General features: G+C 69.2%; 18 protein-coding genes. 2 read left to right on the top strand and 16 right to left on the bottom strand.

Annotated elements, in window-relative coordinates:
• Positions 1-47: 47 nt before the first annotated feature.
• The gene (locus tag ACWDTI_RS05910) at positions 48-638 is read left to right on the top strand and encodes a MarR family winged helix-turn-helix transcriptional regulator (RefSeq protein WP_449737114.1); all 591 of its coding nucleotides are present in this window, start codon (positions 48-50) and stop codon (positions 636-638) included.
• Between the two features lie 122 nt (positions 639-760).
• On the top strand, positions 761-916 hold the full coding sequence (locus tag ACWDTI_RS05915) for a DUF6131 family protein (protein WP_449737411.1): 156 nt from the start codon (positions 761-763) through the stop codon (positions 914-916).
• Positions 917-946: 30 nt separating this feature from the next.
• Here the strand turns inward: ACWDTI_RS05915 and ACWDTI_RS05920 are convergent, their stop codons facing one another.
• The 16 genes from ACWDTI_RS05920 to mraY all read right to left on the bottom strand — a co-directional run bounded on the left by ACWDTI_RS05920 (position 947) and on the right by mraY (position 20,366).
• A complete protein-coding gene (locus ACWDTI_RS05920; RefSeq protein ID WP_449737115.1) occupies positions 947-1,858 on the bottom strand; it encodes an RNA polymerase sigma-70 factor in 912 nt (303 codons plus the stop codon).
• Positions 1,855-3,030: an NAD(P)/FAD-dependent oxidoreductase gene (locus tag ACWDTI_RS05925; protein WP_449737116.1), complete on the bottom strand. Its 1,176-nt coding sequence runs from the start codon at positions 3,028-3,030 to the stop codon at positions 1,855-1,857. The genes ACWDTI_RS05920 and ACWDTI_RS05925 overlap by 4 nt, the downstream gene beginning before the upstream one ends.
• A 94-nt stretch (positions 3,031-3,124) precedes the next feature.
• Positions 3,125-6,391: an isoleucine--tRNA ligase gene (ileS, locus tag ACWDTI_RS05930; RefSeq protein ID WP_449737117.1), complete on the bottom strand. Its 3,267-nt coding sequence runs from the start codon at positions 6,389-6,391 to the stop codon at positions 3,125-3,127.
• Between the two features lie 326 nt (positions 6,392-6,717).
• Complete coding sequence (locus ACWDTI_RS05935) at positions 6,718-7,359, bottom strand: hypothetical protein (protein ID WP_449737118.1); 642 nt, start codon at positions 7,357-7,359, stop codon at positions 6,718-6,720.
• A gap of 24 nt (positions 7,360-7,383) precedes the next feature.
• Positions 7,384-8,214: a DivIVA-like cell division protein Wag31 gene (gene wag31, locus ACWDTI_RS05940; RefSeq protein WP_449737119.1), complete on the bottom strand. Its 831-nt coding sequence runs from the start codon at positions 8,212-8,214 to the stop codon at positions 7,384-7,386.
• A 272-nt stretch (positions 8,215-8,486) separates the two neighbouring features.
• A complete protein-coding gene (locus ACWDTI_RS05945) occupies positions 8,487-8,807 on the bottom strand; it encodes a YggT family protein (protein WP_449737120.1) in 321 nt (106 codons plus the stop codon).
• A 45-nt stretch (positions 8,808-8,852) separates the two neighbouring features.
• Positions 8,853-9,551 carry a cell division protein SepF gene (locus ACWDTI_RS05950; protein WP_449737121.1) on the bottom strand — a complete coding sequence of 233 codons (699 nt, stop codon included), beginning with the start codon at positions 9,549-9,551 and terminating at the stop codon, positions 8,853-8,855.
• Positions 9,552-9,647: 96 nt separating this feature from the next.
• Positions 9,648-10,391 (bottom strand): YggS family pyridoxal phosphate-dependent enzyme, encoded by a 744-nt coding sequence (locus ACWDTI_RS05955; RefSeq protein ID WP_449737122.1) that lies wholly within the window; start codon positions 10,389-10,391, stop codon positions 9,648-9,650.
• Positions 10,384-11,106: a peptidoglycan editing factor PgeF gene (gene pgeF, locus ACWDTI_RS05960; RefSeq protein ID WP_449737123.1), complete on the bottom strand. Its 723-nt coding sequence runs from the start codon at positions 11,104-11,106 to the stop codon at positions 10,384-10,386. Before pgeF ends, ACWDTI_RS05955 begins: the two co-directional genes overlap by 8 nt.
• Before the next feature lie 8 nt (positions 11,107-11,114).
• Positions 11,115-12,290 (bottom strand): cell division protein FtsZ, encoded by a 1,176-nt coding sequence (ftsZ, locus tag ACWDTI_RS05965; protein WP_449737124.1) that lies wholly within the window; start codon positions 12,288-12,290, stop codon positions 11,115-11,117.
• Between the two features lie 183 nt (positions 12,291-12,473).
• The gene (locus tag ACWDTI_RS05970; protein WP_449737125.1) at positions 12,474-13,178 is read right to left on the bottom strand and encodes a cell division protein FtsQ/DivIB; all 705 of its coding nucleotides are present in this window, start codon (positions 13,176-13,178) and stop codon (positions 12,474-12,476) included.
• Positions 13,175-14,764, bottom strand: coding sequence for a UDP-N-acetylmuramate--L-alanine ligase (gene murC, locus ACWDTI_RS05975; protein WP_449737126.1), 1,590 nt, complete (start codon positions 14,762-14,764; stop codon positions 13,175-13,177). Before murC ends, ACWDTI_RS05970 begins: the two co-directional genes overlap by 4 nt.
• 37 nt (positions 14,765-14,801) lie before the next feature.
• Positions 14,802-16,031 (bottom strand): undecaprenyldiphospho-muramoylpentapeptide beta-N-acetylglucosaminyltransferase, encoded by a 1,230-nt coding sequence (gene murG, locus ACWDTI_RS05980; RefSeq protein WP_449737127.1) that lies wholly within the window; start codon positions 16,029-16,031, stop codon positions 14,802-14,804.
• A 48-nt stretch (positions 16,032-16,079) separates the two neighbouring features.
• Positions 16,080-17,699 (bottom strand): putative lipid II flippase FtsW, encoded by a 1,620-nt coding sequence (ftsW, locus tag ACWDTI_RS05985; RefSeq protein WP_449737128.1) that lies wholly within the window; start codon positions 17,697-17,699, stop codon positions 16,080-16,082.
• Entirely contained in the window at positions 17,696-19,261 is a 1,566-nt protein-coding gene (gene murD, locus ACWDTI_RS05990) for a UDP-N-acetylmuramoyl-L-alanine--D-glutamate ligase (protein WP_449737129.1), read from the bottom strand. The genes ftsW and murD overlap by 4 nt, the downstream gene beginning before the upstream one ends.
• A 10-nt stretch (positions 19,262-19,271) precedes the next feature.
• Positions 19,272-20,366, bottom strand: coding sequence for a phospho-N-acetylmuramoyl-pentapeptide-transferase (gene mraY, locus ACWDTI_RS05995; protein WP_449737130.1), 1,095 nt, complete (start codon positions 20,364-20,366; stop codon positions 19,272-19,274).
• Positions 20,367-20,391: the final 25 nt, after the last annotated feature.

Genomic DNA, 20,391 nt, shown 5'->3' on the forward strand with positions numbered 1-20,391 from the left:
GTCTGGGAGAATCCCCGTCGAGAGGAACCCGGAGAAGGAGGAACGCCATGACGCAGGACTCGACGGCCGACGGGCCCCGATCGGGACGCGCCACCTTCACCGACGAGATACGTCGTCGTACCAAGGCCCGCTTTCCGGACCAGGGCTACGAGGCGACCACCGCCGGCATCGCACTGACCCGCGCCGCGCAGGCCCACGCGGTGGTCTCGGAGAAGTACATCCACGGACGCGACCGCCGGACGTGGCTCTCGTTCCGGGTGCTCTACGTGATCTGGCTGTTCGCACCGATCAGTGCCCGTGACCTGGTCAACCTCCTGCAGGTGAGCCGGCAGACCATCTCCAACACCCTGAAGTCGCTGGAGTCCGACGGACTGATCAGTCGCACGGCGAGCACCTACGACGCACGCCTGATCACCCTGGAGCTGACCGAAGCCGGGTCACGGAGTCTGGAGGGCTCGCTGATGCGGCAGTTCCAGCTCGACGAACGCGGGTTCGGCGTGCTCAGCGAACAGGAACGCGGCCAGCTCGTCGACATGCTCGATCGCGTCCGGGCGGAGATGGCGCGGATCTACAACGACGGCTTCGAACCGGGCGACGGCGCAGCGTCCGCCGACACCAGCGATCGCGACAGCGCGTAGCCGCGCAGCCGTCGTCCTCCGATCCACCCGCGCCGACGTCGGTGAGGCGCATACTGGGTGGAGTGCTTGCAGCAGCGTCGAGCGCCGTCTTTTTCGATCAACGACGTCTCGAGAGGCATTCCGTGATCATCCTCGGCATCATTCTGCTGGTTCTCGGCTTCATCTTCAGCATTCCGATCCTCTGGACGCTGGGCATCATCGTGCTGGTCATCGGTGCGATCCTGGCGATTCTGGGCGCATCCGGGCGGGCCATCGGCGGCCGACAGCACTATTACTGACGACCCAGCCGCGGTTTCAGCAGCCACCGTTTACGGCGTGGTGCGGAGTCGCGCGATCGATCGTTGTCGCTCGAGACCGCCGAGCTTGTCCGGGTTGCGAGTGGCGTAGATGTGCCGGATGACGCCGTCCACGACGTGCAGGACGAACACGCCCTGGAGCTGTCCGTCGAAGTGAATGATCATGCCCGGCAGGCTGTTGACGATGGCCGGCTCGACGTGCAGGTCGTCTGTTCGCGTGCCCAGTCGCGAGAATCCGGCCATCAGCTTCGCGACGAGTTCGGCACCGTGGATCGGGCGGCGCACGGCGCTGGCCTTGCCGTCGCTGTCGGCGATGAACACGACGTCCGGTGCCAGTAATGCCATGAGCTGCTCGAGATCACCCGAAGCCGCCGCAGCCAGGAAGGCCGTGGTGACCTCGGCCGTGCGTGCCTCGTCGACCGGTTCGAAACGCTGCCGCCTCGCGTGCACATGATTCCGGGCCCGGCTGGCCGTCTGACGGACTGCGGCACTTGATTTCCCGACGATGTCGGCGATCTCGTCATGGCTGAACCCGAACACCTCGCGCAGCACGAAAACGGCGCGTTCGTCCGGCGTGAGACTCTCCAGTACGACAAGCATTGCGGTGGAGACCGATTCGGCCAGCAGCACATCGTCGGCGGCGTCGCGTTCGTCGAGCAGGATGGGTTCGGGCAGCCACGGACCGACGTACTGCTCGCGGCGTCGTGACGCGGCCCGCAGGCTGTTGAGTGCTTGGCGGGTCACCACTTTCGCGAGATACGACTTGGTGTCGCCGACGCCGCCGAGATCCACGTCGGCCCACCGGAGATAGCTCTCCTGAAGCACGTCGTCGGCGTCGGTCGCCGAGCCGAGGATCTCGTAGGCGATGGTGAACAGGAGTGGCCGCAACTCCGTGAAACGCCGGGCGTGATCGTCGCCGGTCATCGGGTCGCCTCGACGGCGGCCCGATCGATCGCGCGCTCGTGTCCGCGGAACGACGGCGTCACACCGGGCCGGCGCGCCTCCATCCGCAATCCCCAGATCACGCTGCGGCACACCAGTTCCTTAATCATGGCGCCGGTACGACCGGTGATGACCGTGCGGGCCGGCTCGTCGTCGCGATGGGTCAGCTGGACCGTCGCACCGTGCCGCCCCAGCGAGGTGCACTGGCCGAGGAAGGCGACACTGACCGGGCGCGGTTCGATGCCGTTCATCGCGGCCAGCACGGTGTCGGCGGCGTGGGGCCCGAGTTGGTTGGCCGCCTGGCAGCTCATCCGGAACGGCGTGCCCGACGGCGCGACCGCATCGCCGGCGCCGACGATGCGCGAATCGTCGACGCTGGTGAGCGTCTCGTCGGTGACGAGCCGGCCGAGCGGATCCGTGGTCAGGCCACTGTCCGCGGCGAGGTCGGGAACGCCGAACCCGGCGGCGACGATCGTCGTCGCGCTCGGCAGAGCACGGGAGGTGCCGTCGGTTCCCATGAGGGTGACACTATCGGGTCCGATCGCCGTGACGCGCCGATGTTCGACGACCTCGACGCCGAGTTGTTCGAGCCGTTCGCGCGCGGCGCGGCGGGCGCGGGCGCCGAAGGACGCCGCGAGGGTGCCGGAGCAGACGAGCCGTACCGCACGGCCGGTCTCGGCGAGTTCGGCAGCGGTCTCCATGCCGGTGAGCCCACCGCCGATCACCATGGTTTCCGCGTCGTCGGGGATCCGCGCGAGGTGCTGCCGAAGTCGTTGTGCGGCTTCCCATTCGCCGAAGACGAAGCCGTGTTCGGCGGCGCCGGGGATCGGTACGCGCGCGGTCGCCGTGGAGCCGACGGCGTAGACGAGGTGGTCGTAGCGGAGCCGGTCGCCGGACGCCATCTCCACCCGGCCCGCCGTGGTGTCGATCAGCGTCGCGGTGTCGACCACCAGACGGACATCGTCGGCGAGGACGTCGCGGTAGTCGTGATCGGCCTGTCCGGTGCCGGCGGCCCACTGGTGCAACCGAATCCGATGCACGAACTGCGGACGCGGGTTGACCAGGGTCACCGTCGCATCGGCCGCCGAGAGCCGGTTGGCGGCCATCGTTCCGGCGTACCCGCCGCCCAGCACGACGATCTGTGGCGTGTTCATGGTTGCTCCTTTCGAAGGGGACAACCATCAGACACCGGGCGGGCGGGAAGTGTGACAGCCGCGGTTTCGACAAGCTCTACCAGCGACGATCAGCTCAACCAGCGGCCGCGGCCTTGGTGATGTCGGCGCTCACGCCGTCACCGAGCGCGATCGCACCCGCCGCCGTCCCGGTCTCGACCTCGAAGCGCACCGCGAGGACTTCCCCGGCGATCATCTCGGCGTGGCGGGTGGCCCAGTCGAGTCGTTCGTCGGGCACCACGAAGCGCACCTCGATGCGGTCGGAGACGTCGAGGCCGAGATTGCGTCGCGCGTCCTGCAGTTCGCGGACGCGGTCCTTGGCCCAGCCCTCGGCTTCCAGTTCGGGGGTGACGTGTGTGTCGAGCACCACGAGGCCACCGCCGCCGGGCAGTTCGGCTGTCGACTCGGGCTGTACCGCAACCAGTTTGCGCGTGTACTCGCCGTCGTGCAGTTCGATGCCGTCGGCGACGACGACCTCATTGCCGTCGGCGCCGGTCTGCACCGCCCAATTGCCGGCCTTGACCGCCTTGATCGCCTTCTGCACGTCCTTGCCGAGCCGCGGGCCGGCCGCGCGGGCGTTGACCGCGATCTCGTACCGGCCGTAGGTGTCGGCGTCGGTGGCCAGGGTCACCGACTTGACGTTCATCTCGTCGGCGATCAGATCCGTATACGGCGCAAGACGTTCCGCATCGGGCGAGGCAACGGTCAACTCCTGCAACGGCAGTCGCACGCGCAGCTTGTTGGCCTTGCGGACACTCGACGCCACCGAACACACCTGCTGCACCGAGTCCATCGCGGCCACGAGGTCGTCGTCGGCGGGCAGTTCGTCCGCGCTCGGCCAGTCGGTCAGGTGCACCGACCGCTCCCCCGTCAGCCCGCGCCAGATGGCCTCGGTGGCCAGCGGGAGCAGCGGTGCGGCCAGCCGGCTCGCGACCTCGAGCACCGTGTACAGCGTGTCGAAGGCATCCGGGTCGGTGTCCTGGCCGGCCCAGAACCTCGAACGTGACCGGCGCACATACCAATTCGTCAACGACTCGACGAACTCGCGGAACGCATCACATGCGCCGGCGATGTCGTAGACGTCGAGCGCCTCGGTCATCACCGCACGCGTGGCGGCCAGCTTGGCCAGGATGTAGCGGTCGAGCACGTGCGTCGAGTCGGTCCGCCACGTCGCCGGGCGCTCCGCGTAGAGCTGCAGGAAGCTGTAGGCGTTCCACAGCGGCAGCAACGCCTGACGCACGCCTTCGCGGATGCCGCGTTCGGTCACCACCAGGTTGCCGCCCCGCAACACCGGCGACGCCATCAGGAACCAGCGCATCGCGTCCGAGCCGTCACGGTCGAAGACCTCGTTGACGTCCGGGTAGTTGCGCTTGGACTTCGACATCTTCTGCCCGTCGTCGCCGAGCACGATGCCGTGCGCGATGACACTCTTGAAGGCCGGACGATCGAACAGTGCGGTGGCAAGGACGTGCAGGTTGTAGAACCAGCCGCGGGTCTGCCCGTTGTACTCGACGATGAAATCGCCCGGATTGTGCGGCAACACACCGTCTCCACCGTCGAACCAGTCGGCGTTCTCGAACGGATAGTGCACCTGCGCATACGGCATCGACCCGGATTCGAACCAGCAGTCGAGCACCTCGGGCACCCGCCGCATGACCGAATTCCCGGTCGGGTCATCAGGGTTCGGCCGGGTCAGCTCGTCGATGTAAGGCCGGTGCAGATTGTCCGGCCGCACCCCGAAGTCGCGCTCGAGCTCGTCGAGCGAGCCGTACACGTCGACACGCGGATACTCCGGGTCGTCGGAGATCCACACCGGGATCGGCGCGCCCCAGAAGCGATTTCGGCTGATGTTCCAGTCGCGCGCTCCCTCGAGCCACTTGCCGAACTGTCCGTCGCGGATGTGTTCGGGGGCCCAGGTGATCTGCTTGTTGAGCTCGAGCATCCGTTCCTTGATCGGGTCCACCGCGACGAACCATGACGGAACGGCCATGTAGATCAACGGCTTTCCGGACCGCCACGAGTGCGGGTAGGAGTGCTCGATGGTCTCGTGCCGCAGGATGCGCCCGGTACGATTCGACCCGCTCGCGGCGTCGGATGCCTTGAGGTCCTTGATGATCACCGGGTTGGCGTCGAAGACGTTGAGTCCCTCGTACGGCGGGACCTGGGCGGTGAACCGGCCACCCGGATCAAGCGGCTGCACCACCTCGATGCCGTTGGCCGTCGCGAGGTCCATGTCCTCCTCACCGAAAGCCGGTGCCAGGTGGACGATTCCGGTGCCGTCCTCGGTGGTGACGTAGTCGCCGAGCAGCACACGATGGGCGTTGGGGTGACCGGCGAAGAAGTCGAACGGCGGTGTGTAGGACAGGCCGGCCAGGTCCGCACCTCGGTAGGTGTCGAGCACCTCGGTCTCGCCGAGTTCCTTCGCGTAGCCCCCGACCAGGGCGGCGGCGAGCAGATACTCCTGCCCGTCGGCGGCTTTCACGTGCACGTACTCGACGTCGGGATGCACCGCGATCGCGAGGTTCGACGGCAGCGTCCACGGTGTGGTGGTCCAGATCAGCGCGTTGACGCCGTTCAGTTCGGTGTGCGGGCCGTCGGTGACGACCAGCGGCATCGTGACCGTGACCGCGGGGTCCTGCCGCATGCGGTAGGCGTCGTCGAGCTTGGATTCCTGGTTGGACAGTGGTGTCTGCTCGTACCAGCTGTAGGGCAGCACGCGGTAGCCCTGATAGATCAGGCCCTTGTCGTGCAGCCGTTTGAACGCCCACATCACCGACTCCATGAAGTCGAGGTCGAGCGTCTTGTAGTCGTTGTCGAAGTCCACCCAGCGGGCCTGCCGGGTGACGTAGTCGCGCCACTCGCCGGTGTAGCGCAGGACCGAGTCGCGGCAGTAGTCGTTGAACTTGGCCAGGCCCATCGTCTCGATCTCGGCCTTGTCGGTGATCCCGAGCTGGCGTTCGGCCTCGAGTTCTGCGGGCAGGCCGTGGGTGTCCCACCCGAACCGGCGGTCGACCTTCTTGCCGCGCATGGTCTGGTACCGCGGTACCACATCTTTCACGTAGCCCGTGAGCAGGTGACCGTAGTGCGGCAGGCCGTTGGCGAAGGGCGGGCCGTCGTAGAAGACGAACTCCTCGGCCTGTGCCCGGTTCTCGATGGAGGCGGCGAAGGTGTCGTCGCCGTCCCAGTAGGACAGCACATTCAGCTCGACGTCGGGGAACGACGGTGCCCCGCTCCCGGATCCGTTCGTCAGGTCGACGATCGGGTACACCCGCGCGTCCGCACCGACCTGGGTGTCATCCCGGTCGCCGGTTGTCTCGTCATTGGTGTCGACCGTGTCGGTCATCGTGTCCGTCTCCTCGTGCCCTGACATGTCTGTGCCGGCACGGGGACGCTCACCGTGTGGTCTCGACGACCACCTCGATCCGCGCGGTACCACCCCGCTTGCGCCGGTGACCGGCGCCTCTCGTCGGTTCGCGGCCGTGACCGCGCACCCACGGCTGTGACGGGCCGCTCCCGCCCGGTTCTACTGAGGGCATCGGTGCTCGCGCACACCGCCCCGTTCTTCCGGGTGCTCCCCGGTGATGGCCGGATCAACGCAGCATCGAGTGTAGCCGCGCACGGGTGATCGGGACCAATCGATTTCTCCGGCGACCCGGGATCGGGCCGCACTCAGTCGACGGGCGGACGCCAGTTCGGGTCGAGCGGATCGAACCTCTGGGTCGACGAACGGTCGTCGGATGCCTCGCCCGGAGAGCTGTCGCCGTGGCTGGTCTGGTCGGTGGCGTCGGGCTCCGCTGATTCCGCATGCTCCGGCGGGGTGCCCTCGGGGGCCTCGACGTCGGCACCGACCGATCGCAGATAGTCGTCGAGGGTGCCGTCCGCGGCGCGGAACTCTCCGGTCGTCGTCGCCGGCGTCAGGGGGGTGTCGTCGGCGCCGGCATCGGGAACGTCGGCGTCCGCGGTCTGCACCGGCTCGGACGGAGCGTCGGCGGCCTCGGGTTCGGGCGCCTCGTGCCGACCGTGGCGGGCTCCCAGCGCTGCCGCGGCGCCCGCGGCACCCGTCGTCGCGGTCTGCCCGGGGGCCGACGCGTCGCCGGTCGCCGGGTTCGACGACGAACCCGTGCCGACGAAGTCGGCGAGTGTGCGCTCCTTACGGCGCCGACCGCCGCGGAGAATGTCGGCGATCAGGAACGCCAGACCGATCAGGCACACCACGATGCAGGCGATGGCCAGCCAGAGGGTGCCGGTGATCAGGCCGAGCACCAGGAGCACGAACCCGACGAGTGTTGCCGCCAGGGCGAGCGTCAGCACGAGTAGTCCTCGCTGTTCGCCCGACTAGCTGGGCGAGTAGCTGGTGTAACCGCCGTTGCCGGGGTCCGACGAGAACGACTCCGCACGACCGTTCTCGACCGGGGCCGCACTGCCACGCTGCTGCAACTCCTCGAGCTGGGACTCCAGGTAAGTCTTCAGGCGGGTCCGGTACTCGCGTTCGAAGGTCTTGAGCTGTTCGATGCGGCCCTCGAGCACGGTCCGCTGCTGGTTGATGGTGCCCATGATCTCGCTGTGCTTGCGCTCGGCGTCGCTCTGCAGTGCGTCGGCCCGCTCCTGGGCCTGCCGCACCTGGGCCTCCGACCGGGTCTGGGAATCGGCGAGGATCGCCTCGGACCGCTGTCGCGAATCGGTGAGCAGGGCATCCGACTTGGACTGCGCTTCCGACACCATCGCGTCCGCACGGGTCCGGGCGTCCGAGACGAGCGACTCGGCTTCCTGGCGCGAGGTCTCGATCAACCGGTCGGCGGTGTCCTGGGCCAGTGCCAACACTCGTGCCGCGCGGGTGCTGGCGGCATCCTCGTCGACGGGTCCGAGGGCGGCTGCCGCCGCGGGCGCGGCGGCGGGTGCCTCGGCGACCGGCGCGGTGGCGAAGACCTGCGTGCGCTCATCGGCGTCTGACGTGTCCTCGGCGGACGAACCCGACTTCGCCTCGCCCAGCTCGCCCTCGAGTTCGGAGACCCGCTGCTTGAGATCATCGTTCTCTTCGATGAGCCGGGCCAGTTCGGCCTCCACGAAATCGAGGAACTGGTCGACCTCGTCCTCGTTGTAGCCGCGTTTACCGATAGGCGGTTTGCTGAACGCGACGTTGTGCACATCAGCTGGTGTCAGCCGCATGTCGGTTCCCCTCATGTAGTCGATCGAGCTCGATGATGTTCGGTTGGCGTCGATTGCAGTCCGCACAGTACAGGCTGCAAGCTGTCACTGTTTATTCATACCAGCCCAACTGGTAACTGGCGTCAAATCCTGTCACATGAGAACCGTTCGACACGCCGTGCCGTTGCGGTCCTGAGATGTAACAGTCACCCGATCATGACACTTCACCTTATCGGTCCGCGCATGGGGTTCGGTGATGTCGGTTCGGTGATGTCGGACGACGGACGCCGTTGTCAGGCGAGCCCGACGAACGCCGCGGCCGAGCTTCGGCTCAGTGAACTGGTGATCTGCATCGCGATCAGCACGACGATCATCACGATCATCAAGGAGAGATCGAGGCGCACGGGACCCAACGGAATCGGGGGCAGTATGCGCCGCAGCGCGCGGATCGGTGGGTCGGTGGCGGTGAACACGACCTCGATGATCACCACGGCCACGCCGGTGGGACGCCATTCACGGGCGAAGCTGCGCACCAGCTCGACGACGAGCCGGGCGAGCAACAGCAGCCAGTAGATGAACAGCAGGTAATAGAGAACCTGGAACACGATTGTCACGTGTCAAGAGTGCCTGAGACGTGCGACAGTCCGCGAACCGCCGGGTCAGCTGTGGTTGTAGAAGCCGGTCTCGGCGATCTTGCGGCGATCCTCGGGCGAGACGTCGACATCGGCCGGGGACAGCAGGAACACCTTGGTGGCCACCTTGTCGAAAGAACCACGCAGCGCGAAAGCCAGCCCGGCGGCGAAGTCGACGAGACGCTTGGCGTCGTCGTTGCTCATGTCGACGAGGTCCATGATGACCGGGTTGCCGTCCCGGAATCGTTCACCGATCGTGCGGGCCTCGCCGTAGTCGGAGGGTCGCAGCGTGGTGATCTTGTGCAGCGGACTGTCGGCGAACACGGTTTCCAGCTCCCTCTGGTCGGCGGCCGGCACCGCGCGCACCACGCCGGTCGGCCGCATCGCGGCACCGCGCTGCAGCGGCTCGAGGCGCTGCACCGGACGTCCCGGCTCGCCCGTGTGCCGACCACCGGCGTAGGCGTATTCCGGCATCGGCTCGTAGCCGACGGCCTCGTAGGGGTGCGCGGGGTAGGTGGCGGGCGCCTCGAACTCGCCGGGGTAGCGGCGATCGTCGACGTAGGCGTAGTCGGCGTCGCGCGGCCCTTCCCGGTAGGAGCCCTCGCCGTAGTAGTCGTCCCGGTAGCCACGAGCACCACGGGCGCCCGGCTCCTCGAGGTAGTCGTCTTCGTACTCACTCGGAGGCACCATGCCGAAATATGCCTTGAACTTCTGCATCGTGGTCATAGCTGGCCTCTCTGTCGTCCAACGCTGCCGGGGAGCAAACAGTGGTGGTGCTTGTGGTTATTCGTGTTTTCGTTGGTTCTGATGTGACCAATGTGATTACTGAGAGATTAACGGTCGGGGGCCCATGATCGCGGTACCGACACGCACGCATGTCGAACCGTGTGCGACAGCGAATTCCAGGTCGTCGGACATGCCGGCCGACAACTCCCGCGCTCCCGGGTGGTCCGTGAGGAATCGCTCCCGCACCTGCGCGGTGCGCACCATCCACCGCTCGGCGGACCCGTCGAGCGGCGCGATGACCATCAGGCCACGCAGGTGGAGTCCCGGCGACTGCGCCACGTGCTCGGCCAGCGCGCCCAGGTCCGTCTCCTCGACCCCTCCGCGTGTCGGGTCACCGTCGAGACTGACCTGCAGGAGCACTCCGACGTCGTCGGTGCGGGCACCGTCGTCGCGGGCGGCCACGGCCCCGCGCGACAACGCGTCGACCACCTTGTCGCGATCCACCGAGTGCACGGTACGTGCCCATGTCGCAACGGTTTTCGCCTTCTTGGACTGCACCGAGCCGATCATGTCGAAGACCGCGCCGGACTCGGCGACGATGCCGTCGGCGGCGAGTTCCGCGATCTTGCGACTCGCCTCGGGTTCGCGGGATTCACCGAACGCCCGCTCCCCCAGCCCGATCAGCCGCGCGACGTCGGCCGCCGGGAAGAACTTGGTGACGACGAGGAGTTCGACCTCGCCCGGGGTCCGCCCGGCTGCGGCCACGGCGTCGTCGAGACGATGACGTACCGCCGAAAGTGCTTGCGCGAGTTCGCGAGTCCGCGCGTCTAGATCAGCCATCACCATCCCCGGCGGAATCGATCCAGATCAGCGATGCCAGCCGGCCGGTCGGTGCGCCGCGGCGATGACTGAACAGGTCGGGGTCGTCGACGGTGCAGCGCGGGTCGACGGCGACCGCCGCCACCCCGGCGGCGAGCAACTGCCGCTCTAGGCCCTTACGCAGATCGAGACCCGTTGTGCCCTTGGCCGTCACGCACGCGCTGCCGGGCAGATGCTCCTCGACGTCGCGCTGCATGTGCGGCGGCACCTCGTAGTTCGCCCCGCTCGCGGCCGGCCCGAGCAGCGCCCCGATCCGCTCCGGGCGCGCCCCGAGCTCGATCATCGCGCGCAGGGTGGCGGGGACGATGCCGATCCGGGCGCCGACGCGGCCCGCGTGCACGCCCGCGACGATCCCGGCCTCGTCGTCGCTGAGCAGGACGGGGACGCAGTCGGCGGACAGCACCGCGAGCGCGAGGTCCCCCACCGTGGTGACCAGCGCATCGGTGGCCGGTACGGGCTCGGTGACGGGTTCGGTGACGACGGTGACGTTGCGGCTGTGGATCTGTTCCATCCACACGACCCGCCCGGGCGGCAGGCCGATCTGCTCGGCGAGCCGGGCACGGTTGTCGGCGACGGCCTTCGGATCATCGCCGACGTGGTCGCCGAGGTTGAACGAGTCGTACGGGGGCCGCGAGACGCCGCCGGATCGACTGGTGACGACACGGCGGACCCGCATGGCCGGGCTCAGCGCTTCATGAACGACGGCACGTCGACGTCGTCGTCGTCGAGGGTGACGTTGTTGCGGCGCGGCGCCTCCTGCTGGCGGTCGGCGAACGGATCGCCGGCACCCTCGGGCATCTTGCCGAACAACGGATCGTTCTTGGGTGCGGCCGCGGGTGCGGCACCGGCCTGTCCGGCGCTCACCGACGCCGACTTCTGCGCCACGGTGGGCACCTCGACGCGCTTGCGCGGTGCGCCGCCGTCGAATCCGGCGGCGATGACGGTCACGCGGACCTCGTCGCCGAGGTTGTCGTCGATCACGGTGCCGAAGATGATGTTGGCGTCCTCGTGGGCCGCCTCCTGCACCTGGGTCGCCGCGTTGTGGATCTCGAACAGACCGAGGTCGCTGCCACCGGCGATCGAGATCAGCACGCCCCGTGCGCCTTCCATCGACGCCTCGAGCAGGGGCGAGTTGATGGCGGACTCCGCGGCCTTCTTCGCGCGGTCCTCCCCGCGCGACGAACCGATGCCCATCAACGCCGAGCCGGCGTCACTCATCACACCCTTGACGTCGGCGAAGTCGACGTTGATCAGGCCCGGGGTGGTGATCAGGTCGGTGATGCCCTGGACACCGTTGAGGAGCACCTCGTCGGCGCTGCGGAACGCGTCCATGAGGCTGACCTGGGCGTCGCCGAGCTGCAGCAGCCGGTCGTTGGGGATGACGATCAGCGTGTCGCAGGACTCGCGCAACGCGGTGATGCCCTGCTCGGCCTGGTTGCCGCGGCGCTTGCCCTCGAAGGAGAACGGGCGGGTCACGACACCCACCGTCAGCGCGCCGAGCTTACGGGCGATGGATGCGACGACCGGAGCACCGCCGGTGCCGGTGCCGCCGCCCTCGCCCGCGGTGACGAAGACCATGTCCGCGCCCTTGAGGAGTTCCTCGATCTCGTCGCGGGCGTCCTCGGCGGCACGACGGCCGACCTCGGGGTCGGCGCCGGCACCGAGGCCGCGGGTCGAGTCGCGGCCGACGTCGAGTTTGACGTCGGCGTCGGACATCAGCAGCGCCTGCGCGTCGGTGTTGATCGCAATGAACTCAACACCTTTCAGACCCTGCTCGATCATCCGGTTGACGGCGTTGACGCCGCCGCCGCCGATGCCGACGACCTTGATCACGGCCAGGTAGTTGTGCGGTGGCGTCATGTCCCCGCCTTCCTCGTTTCGATGGAAAACCCTAAACCTAAACCATAGATTTAGAGTTATGTCAAGTAGATGGATGCTGGGGAGAACGCTAGGCATCGACTGCCCGCCGTGCCAGCAACTGCGCGGCGTGTCGCGAAGTTTGGCGGCGACTTTCTGCCGCGCCGGGCGAATTCCGCGCGCCGACTACCGATATGCAGGGAATTCGGGGCTCGACACGTTGTACATGCTGGCGTCGCGGGACAGCAGCGCGTTCAGAGTGCGGGCTTTTTCGGCCCCGCGGGCGCTGTCGCCCCACACAACTGTCTTGTTGCCCTTGAGGGTGAACTCGATGTCGACCGGCGATGAGGCCGTCACCTTCACGAGTTGCCGCGTGATCTCCGGCGGCAGTTCGGCCACCGCCCTGACGGTCGCCGTGGTGGTCGGATCCCCGGGCCCGGGATTGGGCGTGGAGAACTCGGGCAGCGCCGCCATCTCCTTGGGCAGGTGTCCGGCGTCGAACGTCAGGTAGGCGACCCCGGTGCGATCGAGGATGTGCACCTTGGCGCCGTCGGTGATCTTCACGACCGGGGTGCGCTCGACGACCGTGATGGTCAGCGCCGACGGATAGCTGCGCTGCACGCGAACCGATTCGACCGACGGGATGGCCGCCACCCGCTGCGCGACCGCCCGGGTGTCGACCTGCAACAGCGGCGTGCCCGTCGGCACCGCGGCGGCGGCGACGACGTCGTCGCGCGACATCGCGCGGGTCGCGTTGACGTCGGTGGACCGCACCGACATCAGCGGACTGAGGTAGGCGACGAGAACGAGACCGACGACGACGGCGATCACGGCGAGGGTGCCGAGCAGCAGTTTGCGGCCGCTGCGGCGGCGTGCGGCGCGGGCGTTCACGACGGACGCCCCGACGCGTCCGAGGTCTCGGGCGCCGACCGCCGCGCCAATGCGGCGAGGATCTCGGGCCCCTGCATGGTGATGTCACCGGCCCCGAGGGTGAGCACGAGATCTCCGGGTCGCGCGAGGCCGGCCACCGTCGCGGCCAGCGCGGACAGGTCGGGCTGGAAGGTCACCGGAACGGTCACCCGGTCGGCGATGGTCGCCCCGCTGACACCCGGGACCGGTTGCTCACGCGCCCCGTACACGTCGGCGAGCACCACCTGGTCGGCGAGGTCGAGGGCCGCGGCGAACTCGTCGGCGAAATCCTGGGTGCGCGAATACAGGTGGGGCTGGAACACCGCCACCACCCGACCGGGACCGGACGTCGGCGACCCGGGCACGACGCTCTCCGGGGCGGTGCTCTCGGGGCTCGCGCTCTCGGGGACCGCACTCTCGACGGCCAGGCGCGCGGCGGTGAGCACGGCCCGCACCTCGGTCGGGTGATGCGCGTAGTCGTCGTAGACGTCCACGCCGTCGGCGTGGCCCCGGAACTCGAACCGGCGGTGCACACCGCCGAACGCCGCGACCCCGGCGAGGACTCCTGGCAGCGGGCCACCCGCCCGGACGCAGGCGATGGCTGCCCCGATCGCGTTGAGCGCCATGTGCTTTCCCGGCAGGGTGAGCGTCAGAGGGTATTCGGCCGCCGGATCGGAGATCGGCGCGGCGAACCGCACCCGCGCGGTTCCGCCGGCACCGCGCGCCGCCCACGACACCAGGGTGGCGACGTGGTTGACGTCCGGCGCGAGATGCGCGAAACGGCCTTCGCCGTATCCGAGGACCTCGATCCCGCGCTCGGCCAGCCGCGGCCGACACCGCCCGGCCAGGGCGGCCGAGCCCTCGTCGTCGAGACAGACGATCAGTGAGCCGCCGGCCGCGATCCGGTCGGCGAAGTCGTCGAACACCGCGACGTAAGCCTCGCGGGTGCCGAAGAAGTCGAGGTGGTCGACCTCGACGTTGGTGACGACGACGACATCGGGGGTGTACTCGAGCAGCGAACCGTCGCTCTCGTCGGCCTCGGCGACGAAGACCTCGCCGCTGCCGTGATGCGCGTTGGTACCCGACTCGTTGAGTTCGCCGCCGACGGCGAACGACGGGTCCATGCCGCAGTGCTGCAGCGCGACCACGGCGATGGAGGTGGTCGAGGTCTTGCCGTGGGTGCCGGCCACCAGCACGGTGCGGTAGCCGGTCATGAGGTCGGCCAGCACGTGCGGCCGGAGCAGGATCGGGATGCCGCGGGAACGTGCGGCGACGAGTTCCGGGTTGGTCTTGGGGATCGCGGCGTGCGTGGTGACCACCACCGACGGCCCGCCGGGAATCTGGTCGAGCGCCGACGGGTCGTGACCGACCTGGATCCGGGCCCCCCGGGTGCGCAGGGCGAGGATGCCGCGACTGTTCTTGGCGTCGGACCCCGACACCTGACCGCCACGAGCGAGCAGGATGCGGGCCAGTCCACTCATGCCCGCACCGCCGATGCCCACCATGTGGACCCGGCGAAGCTGTTCGGGCAGCTCGCCGATGTGCCGCGCGTTCGATCCGCCGTTCATCGCCTCACCTCCCGATCTCTGCGTGCGGTGTCAATTGTCACTGCTGCGCCTGTGATCGTGGTGAACGAAACGCTGCGCGAAGCCGACGACGATAGGTTCCCGCCCGGTGTTGTGCCGCGAGATCGAGGGCCAGACGGGCGACGGTGGCCGCCGCGTCCCGGTGGCCAGAGCCGATGGCGGCCGTCGACATCGCGGCGAGCCGGTCGCGGTCGCCGAGCAGTGCGGGGATCTCGCGCCCCACCCATTCCGGCGTGAGATCGGCGTCGTCGACGAGGATCCCGCCGCCGGCCTCGACGACCGGCAGCGCGTTGAGCCGCTGCTCGCCGTTGCCGTGCGGCAGCGGGACGTACACCGCCGGCAGACCCGTGGCCGAGATCTCCGCGACGGTCATCGCACCCGCCCGGCACACCACCAGGTCGGCGGCGGCGTAGGCCAGATCCATGCGTTTGAGATAGCCGACACCGCGATAGGGCGGCGCCCCGGCAGGCGACACCGGGTCGATGCTGTTCTTCGGTCCATACGCGTGCAAGACGCCGATCCCGGCCGCGCCGAGGGCACCGGCCGCGCCCGCGACGGCCTCGTTGAGGCGTTGGGCGCCTTGGGATCCGCCGAACACGAGCAGTGTCGGCGCATCCTCGTCGAGTCCGAAATAGTGGCGGGCCTGGGCTCGCAGCGCCGTGCGGTCGAGCTCGGCGATCACGCCGCGGACGGGGATCCCGACGACGTCCGCGTCGAGTCCGGACCCGGGTACGGCCGCCATGACCCGGTCGGCGAACCGGGCGCCGACCTTGTTGGCGATGCCGGCGCTCGCGTTGGCCTCGTGGATCACGATCGGCACGCGCTTGCGGCCACGCAGGTGGGTTTGCGCCGCGAGGTAGGCGGGTACCGCGACGTAGCCACCGAACCCGATCACCACGTCGGCGCCGACCGCGGAGAGCACCGACCGCGCGGAAGAGACCGCGCCGGCCAGCCGCGCCGGGGTCTTGAGCAGATCCAGGCTCAGCTTCCGGGGCAGCGGTACCGGCGGGATCAGCTCGAGGGAGTAGCCGCGCTCGGGAACCAGGGTCATCTCGAGGCCCCGGGTGGTGCCCAGTGCGGTCACCCGGGCCTCGGGGTCGAGCAGGGTCACCGCGTCCGCCACGGCCAGCGCGGGTTCGATGTGTCCGGCGGTCCCGCCTCCGGCGACCACCACCGACAACGGTCGGTCCGATCCGGACCGACCTCGCTCGTCACTCACCGCTGCCCTACTCCGTTTCCCGATTCGCATCGCCCGACTCGACCGGGCGCGCATCCGTGCACCCGAATCGATCGGCGGTCACCGCCTGGTCCACTCCGGACGCTGCGGGGGCCGCCAGCCGGTCGCCGGGCGCGCGACGCCGCCCGATGGCCGGGCGGCCGATCCGGAGTACCCCGTACGGTAGTCGACCCGGACCGGTGCGGGGCGCGCCGCCCGGCCCGCCGCCGCCGATCGGGACGACGATCGCGATTCCGGGCCCGGTCGGGCCGCCCGCGATGGTGGCACGGGTGGGGTGCCCGAGCGTCCGAACCGGAACCATCGGGGCCGCGCGGCTGCCCGATCGGGTTGCCGCTTGTCGAGGCGGTCCCGCACCGCATCGGCACGTGGCGGCCGATACGGCACCGGAGCCGGTATCCGCAGGAGCCGGCCGATACGACCGCGGTCGCCGCCGGCCAGGGCGGCCACCGCCTCGGGCTCGTGCCGTGCGGCGTTGGCCAGCAGGCCGAGCATGGCGAGGACGGTCAGCGTCGAGGTGCCACCGGCGGACAGCAACGGCAGCTGGATACCGGTGACGGGCAGCAGCCCGATGACGTAGCCGATGTTGATGAAGGCCTGGGCGGTGATCAGCACGGTGATGGTGGCGGTCATCAGCCGCAGGAACGGATCGGTCGAGCGGACCGCGATCCGGAACCCGATGAAGGCGAGGAAGGCGAACAACAGCACCACCAGCAGACCACCGACGAGCCCGAGTTCCTCGCCGATGATGGCGAAGATGAAGTCGTTGTGCGCATTCGGCAGGTAATTCCATTTGGCCCGGGACTGACCCAGGCCGACGCCGAACACGCCGCCGTTGGCCAGCGCGTAGGTGGCCTGCCGGGCCTGATAGCCGGCGCCCTGCGGGTCGTCGATGTTGCCGAGGAAGCTCATCACGCGCTGCGACCGGTAGCCCTCGGCCAGCGACAGGACGACCGCGATCGCGGCGCCGCCGATCGCGAACCCCAGGAACACCTTCACCGGCAGACCCGCGAACCACAGCAGCGCGCCGACGATGATCGCGATGGTGATCGTCGTCGACAGGTTCGGTTCCAGGATGATGAGCACGCAGATCAGCAGCGCGACCGGCAGCAGCGGGATCAGCAGTTCCTTGAGCGATGCGTGTTCGCGGCGCCGCGACGCCAGCAGGTGGGCACCCCAGACGCAGAGCGCGACCTTGACCAGCTCCGACGGCTGTACCGACAGACCGCCGATGACGAACCAGCGCCGCGCGCCCTGACTCAGGGTGCCGATGCCGGGGATGAGCACCAGCGCCAGCAGGACGGTGGTGATCACCATCAACGGCGCCGCCACCCGCCGGATCACCCGCACCGGGACGCGCAGGGTCACGTAGAAGACGAACAGGCCGAGCAGCGCGAAGATCACCTGGGTGGCGAACAGTCCGTACGCCGAGCCGTCCTTGCTGTAGCCCTCCACCGACGAGGCGGAGAGCACCATGATCAGACCGAACACGGTGAGCAGCACCGCGATGGTCAACACCAGGTGATACGACGCGAGCGGCCGGGCCAGCAGGCTGCGGACCGCCTCCGCGACGGCCGACGGCCACGCACCGAGCGCGCGCCTGTCTCCCGAATCATTTTGGGCAGCAGAATGTTTCGTCGACGACGCTCGGGTTCGGCGACGTTCGGTGACGTTCGCGCTCATCGCGGTGACCGGGTGTCGACCGCTCCGGGCAGGGCACGGGCGGCCGCGGCGAACGCGTCGCCGCGGCGGCCGTAGCCCGCGAACATGTCCAGCGACGCCGCCGCGGGCGCCAGCAGCACGGCGTCCGGACGGTCGGTCGCGGTGCGGGCGAGGTGTGCGGCGATCGCGACCGCCCGATTCATCACGGCCACCGCCGCGTCGTCGGAACTCCCCGTCGGTTCGCCGGACGCATCCGCCGGCTCGACGGGTGGATCCGGGATCGTGCTCGCGCCCTCAACAGTCACGCGCCCATCGTCCCCTGTGAATACTGTGACGCTTGGGACTTCTGGGGCGTGTCGCGCGATCGCGTCGACGATCTGCTGCCGGTCGGCGCCGATCGCGACGACTCCGGCGAGCCGATCACCGATCGCCCCGAACAATCCGTCCACCTCGGCACCCTTGAGCAGCCCACCGGCGATCAGGACCACGCGGCGGTGACCGAGGATCGCGGCCTGGGCGGCATGCGGGTTGGTGGCCTTGGAGTCGTCGACGTAGGCGACGCCGTCCGCCTCCGCGACGACGTCTCCCCGGTGGGCGCCCGGCGAGAAGGCCCGCAACGCGGTGGCCGTGTCGTCGGGCGAGATCCCGATCGCCAGCGCGAGGGCGGATGCGGCCAGGGCGTCGGCGAGGCCGGACGGTCCGGGCGGGCTGATCGCGTCGGCCTCGACGATGACGCGCGGTGCGTCGTCGGGTCCGAACGCGCGGTCGGCGAGCTGGCCGTTTACGACGCCGAGCTGACCGGCGGCGGGTGTGCCGAGGGTGAAACCGACCCGCCGGCCGGTCACCGGCAGGTGGGCGGCGACCGGGTCGTCGAGCCCCACCACACCGATCGGGCCGCTCAGCGCCCGGGTCTTGGCCTGCGCGTATGCGTCGAACGAGCCGTGCCAGTCCAGATGATCCTCGGCGACGTTGAGCACCACGCCGGCGTCGGGTACGACCGACGGCGCCCAGTGCAGCTGGAACGACGACAGTTCCGCACAGAGCACCTCGACGCGGGGCTCGGACCGCATGGCGTCGAGGACGGGCAGGCCGATGTTGCCGCAGGCGGCCCCGGCGCGGCCGGCCGTCGCGACGATGTCGGCCAGCATCGACGTGGTGGTGGTCTTGCCATTGGTGCCGGTGACCACCAGCCAGGTGCGGGGCGCGCCGAGCAGACCTGCCGCGTCGACCCGCCACGCGAGTTCGACCTCGCCCCAGACCGGCAGACCCGCGCCGGCCGCCATCACCATCAGCGGGTGACCGGGCGAGAATCCGGGCGAGGTGATGACCAGGTCGGTGCCCGCGAGCCAGGCGTCGTCGTCGAGCAGCGAGGACATGGCCACCAGGGTGGCGCCGAGGCCGGCGAGGTCGTCGTCGCCCCCATTGCCCCCGTCGCCTCCGTCGGGTCCGAAGCGGGTGTCGGCGACGGTGACCCGGGCGCCGATGTCGACGAGGTACCGGGCCGCCGAGCGGCCGGCGGTACCGGCACCGGCGATCACGATCGACGCCTCGGCCAGGCGGGCTGCGTCGACCTCGGGCGGCATGGTGGCGTCCTCAGGCACTGACGGCCAGGAACTCGCTGTAGAACAGGGACAGGCCGAGCGCGCAGGCGATCGCGGTGAGCAGCCAGAACCGGATGATCACCGTCGTCTCGGCCCACCCGCCCAGTTCGAAGTGGTGATGGAAGGGCGCCATCCGGAACACACGGCGCCCGGTGGTGCGGAAGAAGGCGATCTGGATGACCACGGAGATGATCTCGGCGACGAACAGGGCACCGAGGACAACGGCGAGCAGTTCGGTGCGGGTGCAGATGGAGATGCCGGCGAGCATGCCGCCGAGCGCCAGCGACCCGGTGTCACCCATGAAGATCTTGGCCGGCGCGGCGTTCCACCACAGGAAACCCAGGCAGGCGCCGCCGCCGGCGACCGCGATGAGCGCGATGTCCAGCGGGTCGCGCACCACGTAGCAGCCGGGGGTGATGTCCGCGGTCGCCTTGGGGCCGCCGGTACACGCGTTGCGGTACTGCCAGAAGGTGACCAGAACGTAGGAGCCCAGGACCATCGCCATCGACCCGGCGGCCAGGCCGTCGAGTCCGTCGGTGAAGTTGACGGCGTTCGACCAGGCCGCGACGATCAGCCAGCAGAAGATGACGAACACCGCGGGCCACATCGAGATGGCGTCGATGTCGCGCACGTACGACAGGTGTGCGCTGGCCGGGGTGTAGCCGGCGTCGTTGCGGAACTGCAGCACCAGCACGCCGAACAGGATCGCGGCGACGAACTGCCCGACCGATTTGGCGGTCTTGTTCAGCCCCAGGTTGCGGTGCTTGCGGATCTTGATCATGTCGTCGAGGAAGCCGACGGCACCGAGCGCGGTGGCCAGACCGAGGATCAGCAGACCCGACGCGGTGACCCCGGTACCGCCGATGAAGACGCCGACGATGTGTGTGCCGACGTAGCCGGCCCACAACGCGGCCAGGATCGCCACCCCGCCCATCGACGGCGTGCCGCGTTTGGTCTGGTGACTCTCCGGCCCCTCGACGCGGATCTCCTGACCGAAGCCCTGCCGGGAGAACAGCCGGATGAGGATCGGGGTCAGCAGGATCGACACCGCGAGCGCGATGCCGCCCGCGATCAGGATCTGGGTCACCGGCTCAGACCCCTCGTGCTCATCC

This window comes from Gordonia sp. NPDC003424 (assembly GCF_053588655.1).

Coding starts and splice junctions, on each gene's coding strand:
- ACWDTI_RS05910 (WP_449737114.1), top strand. CDS start 48: ATGACGCAGGACTCGACGGCCGACGGGCCCCGATCGGGACGCGCCACC.
- ACWDTI_RS05920 (WP_449737115.1), bottom strand. CDS start 1,858: ATGACCGGCGACGATCACGCCCGGCGTTTCACGGAGTTGCGGCCACTC.
- ACWDTI_RS05925 (WP_449737116.1), bottom strand. CDS start 3,030: ATGAACACGCCACAGATCGTCGTGCTGGGCGGCGGGTACGCCGGAACG.
- ileS (WP_449737117.1), bottom strand. CDS start 6,391: ATGACCGACACGGTCGACACCAATGACGAGACAACCGGCGACCGGGAT.
- wag31 (WP_449737119.1), bottom strand. CDS start 8,214: ATGCGGCTGACACCAGCTGATGTGCACAACGTCGCGTTCAGCAAACCG.
- ACWDTI_RS05950 (WP_449737121.1), bottom strand. CDS start 9,551: ATGACCACGATGCAGAAGTTCAAGGCATATTTCGGCATGGTGCCTCCG.
- ACWDTI_RS05955 (WP_449737122.1), bottom strand. CDS start 10,391: ATGGCTGATCTAGACGCGCGGACTCGCGAACTCGCGCAAGCACTTTCG.
- pgeF (WP_449737123.1), bottom strand. CDS start 11,106: ATGCGGGTCCGCCGTGTCGTCACCAGTCGATCCGGCGGCGTCTCGCGG.
- ftsZ (WP_449737124.1), bottom strand. CDS start 12,290: ATGACGCCACCGCACAACTACCTGGCCGTGATCAAGGTCGTCGGCATC.
- murC (WP_449737126.1), bottom strand. CDS start 14,764: ATGAACGGCGGATCGAACGCGCGGCACATCGGCGAGCTGCCCGAACAG.
- murG (WP_449737127.1), bottom strand. CDS start 16,031: ATGCGAATCGGGAAACGGAGTAGGGCAGCGGTGAGTGACGAGCGAGGT.
- ftsW (WP_449737128.1), bottom strand. CDS start 17,699: ATGAGCGCGAACGTCACCGAACGTCGCCGAACCCGAGCGTCGTCGACG.
- murD (WP_449737129.1), bottom strand. CDS start 19,261: ATGCCGCCCGAGGTCGACGCAGCCCGCCTGGCCGAGGCGTCGATCGTG.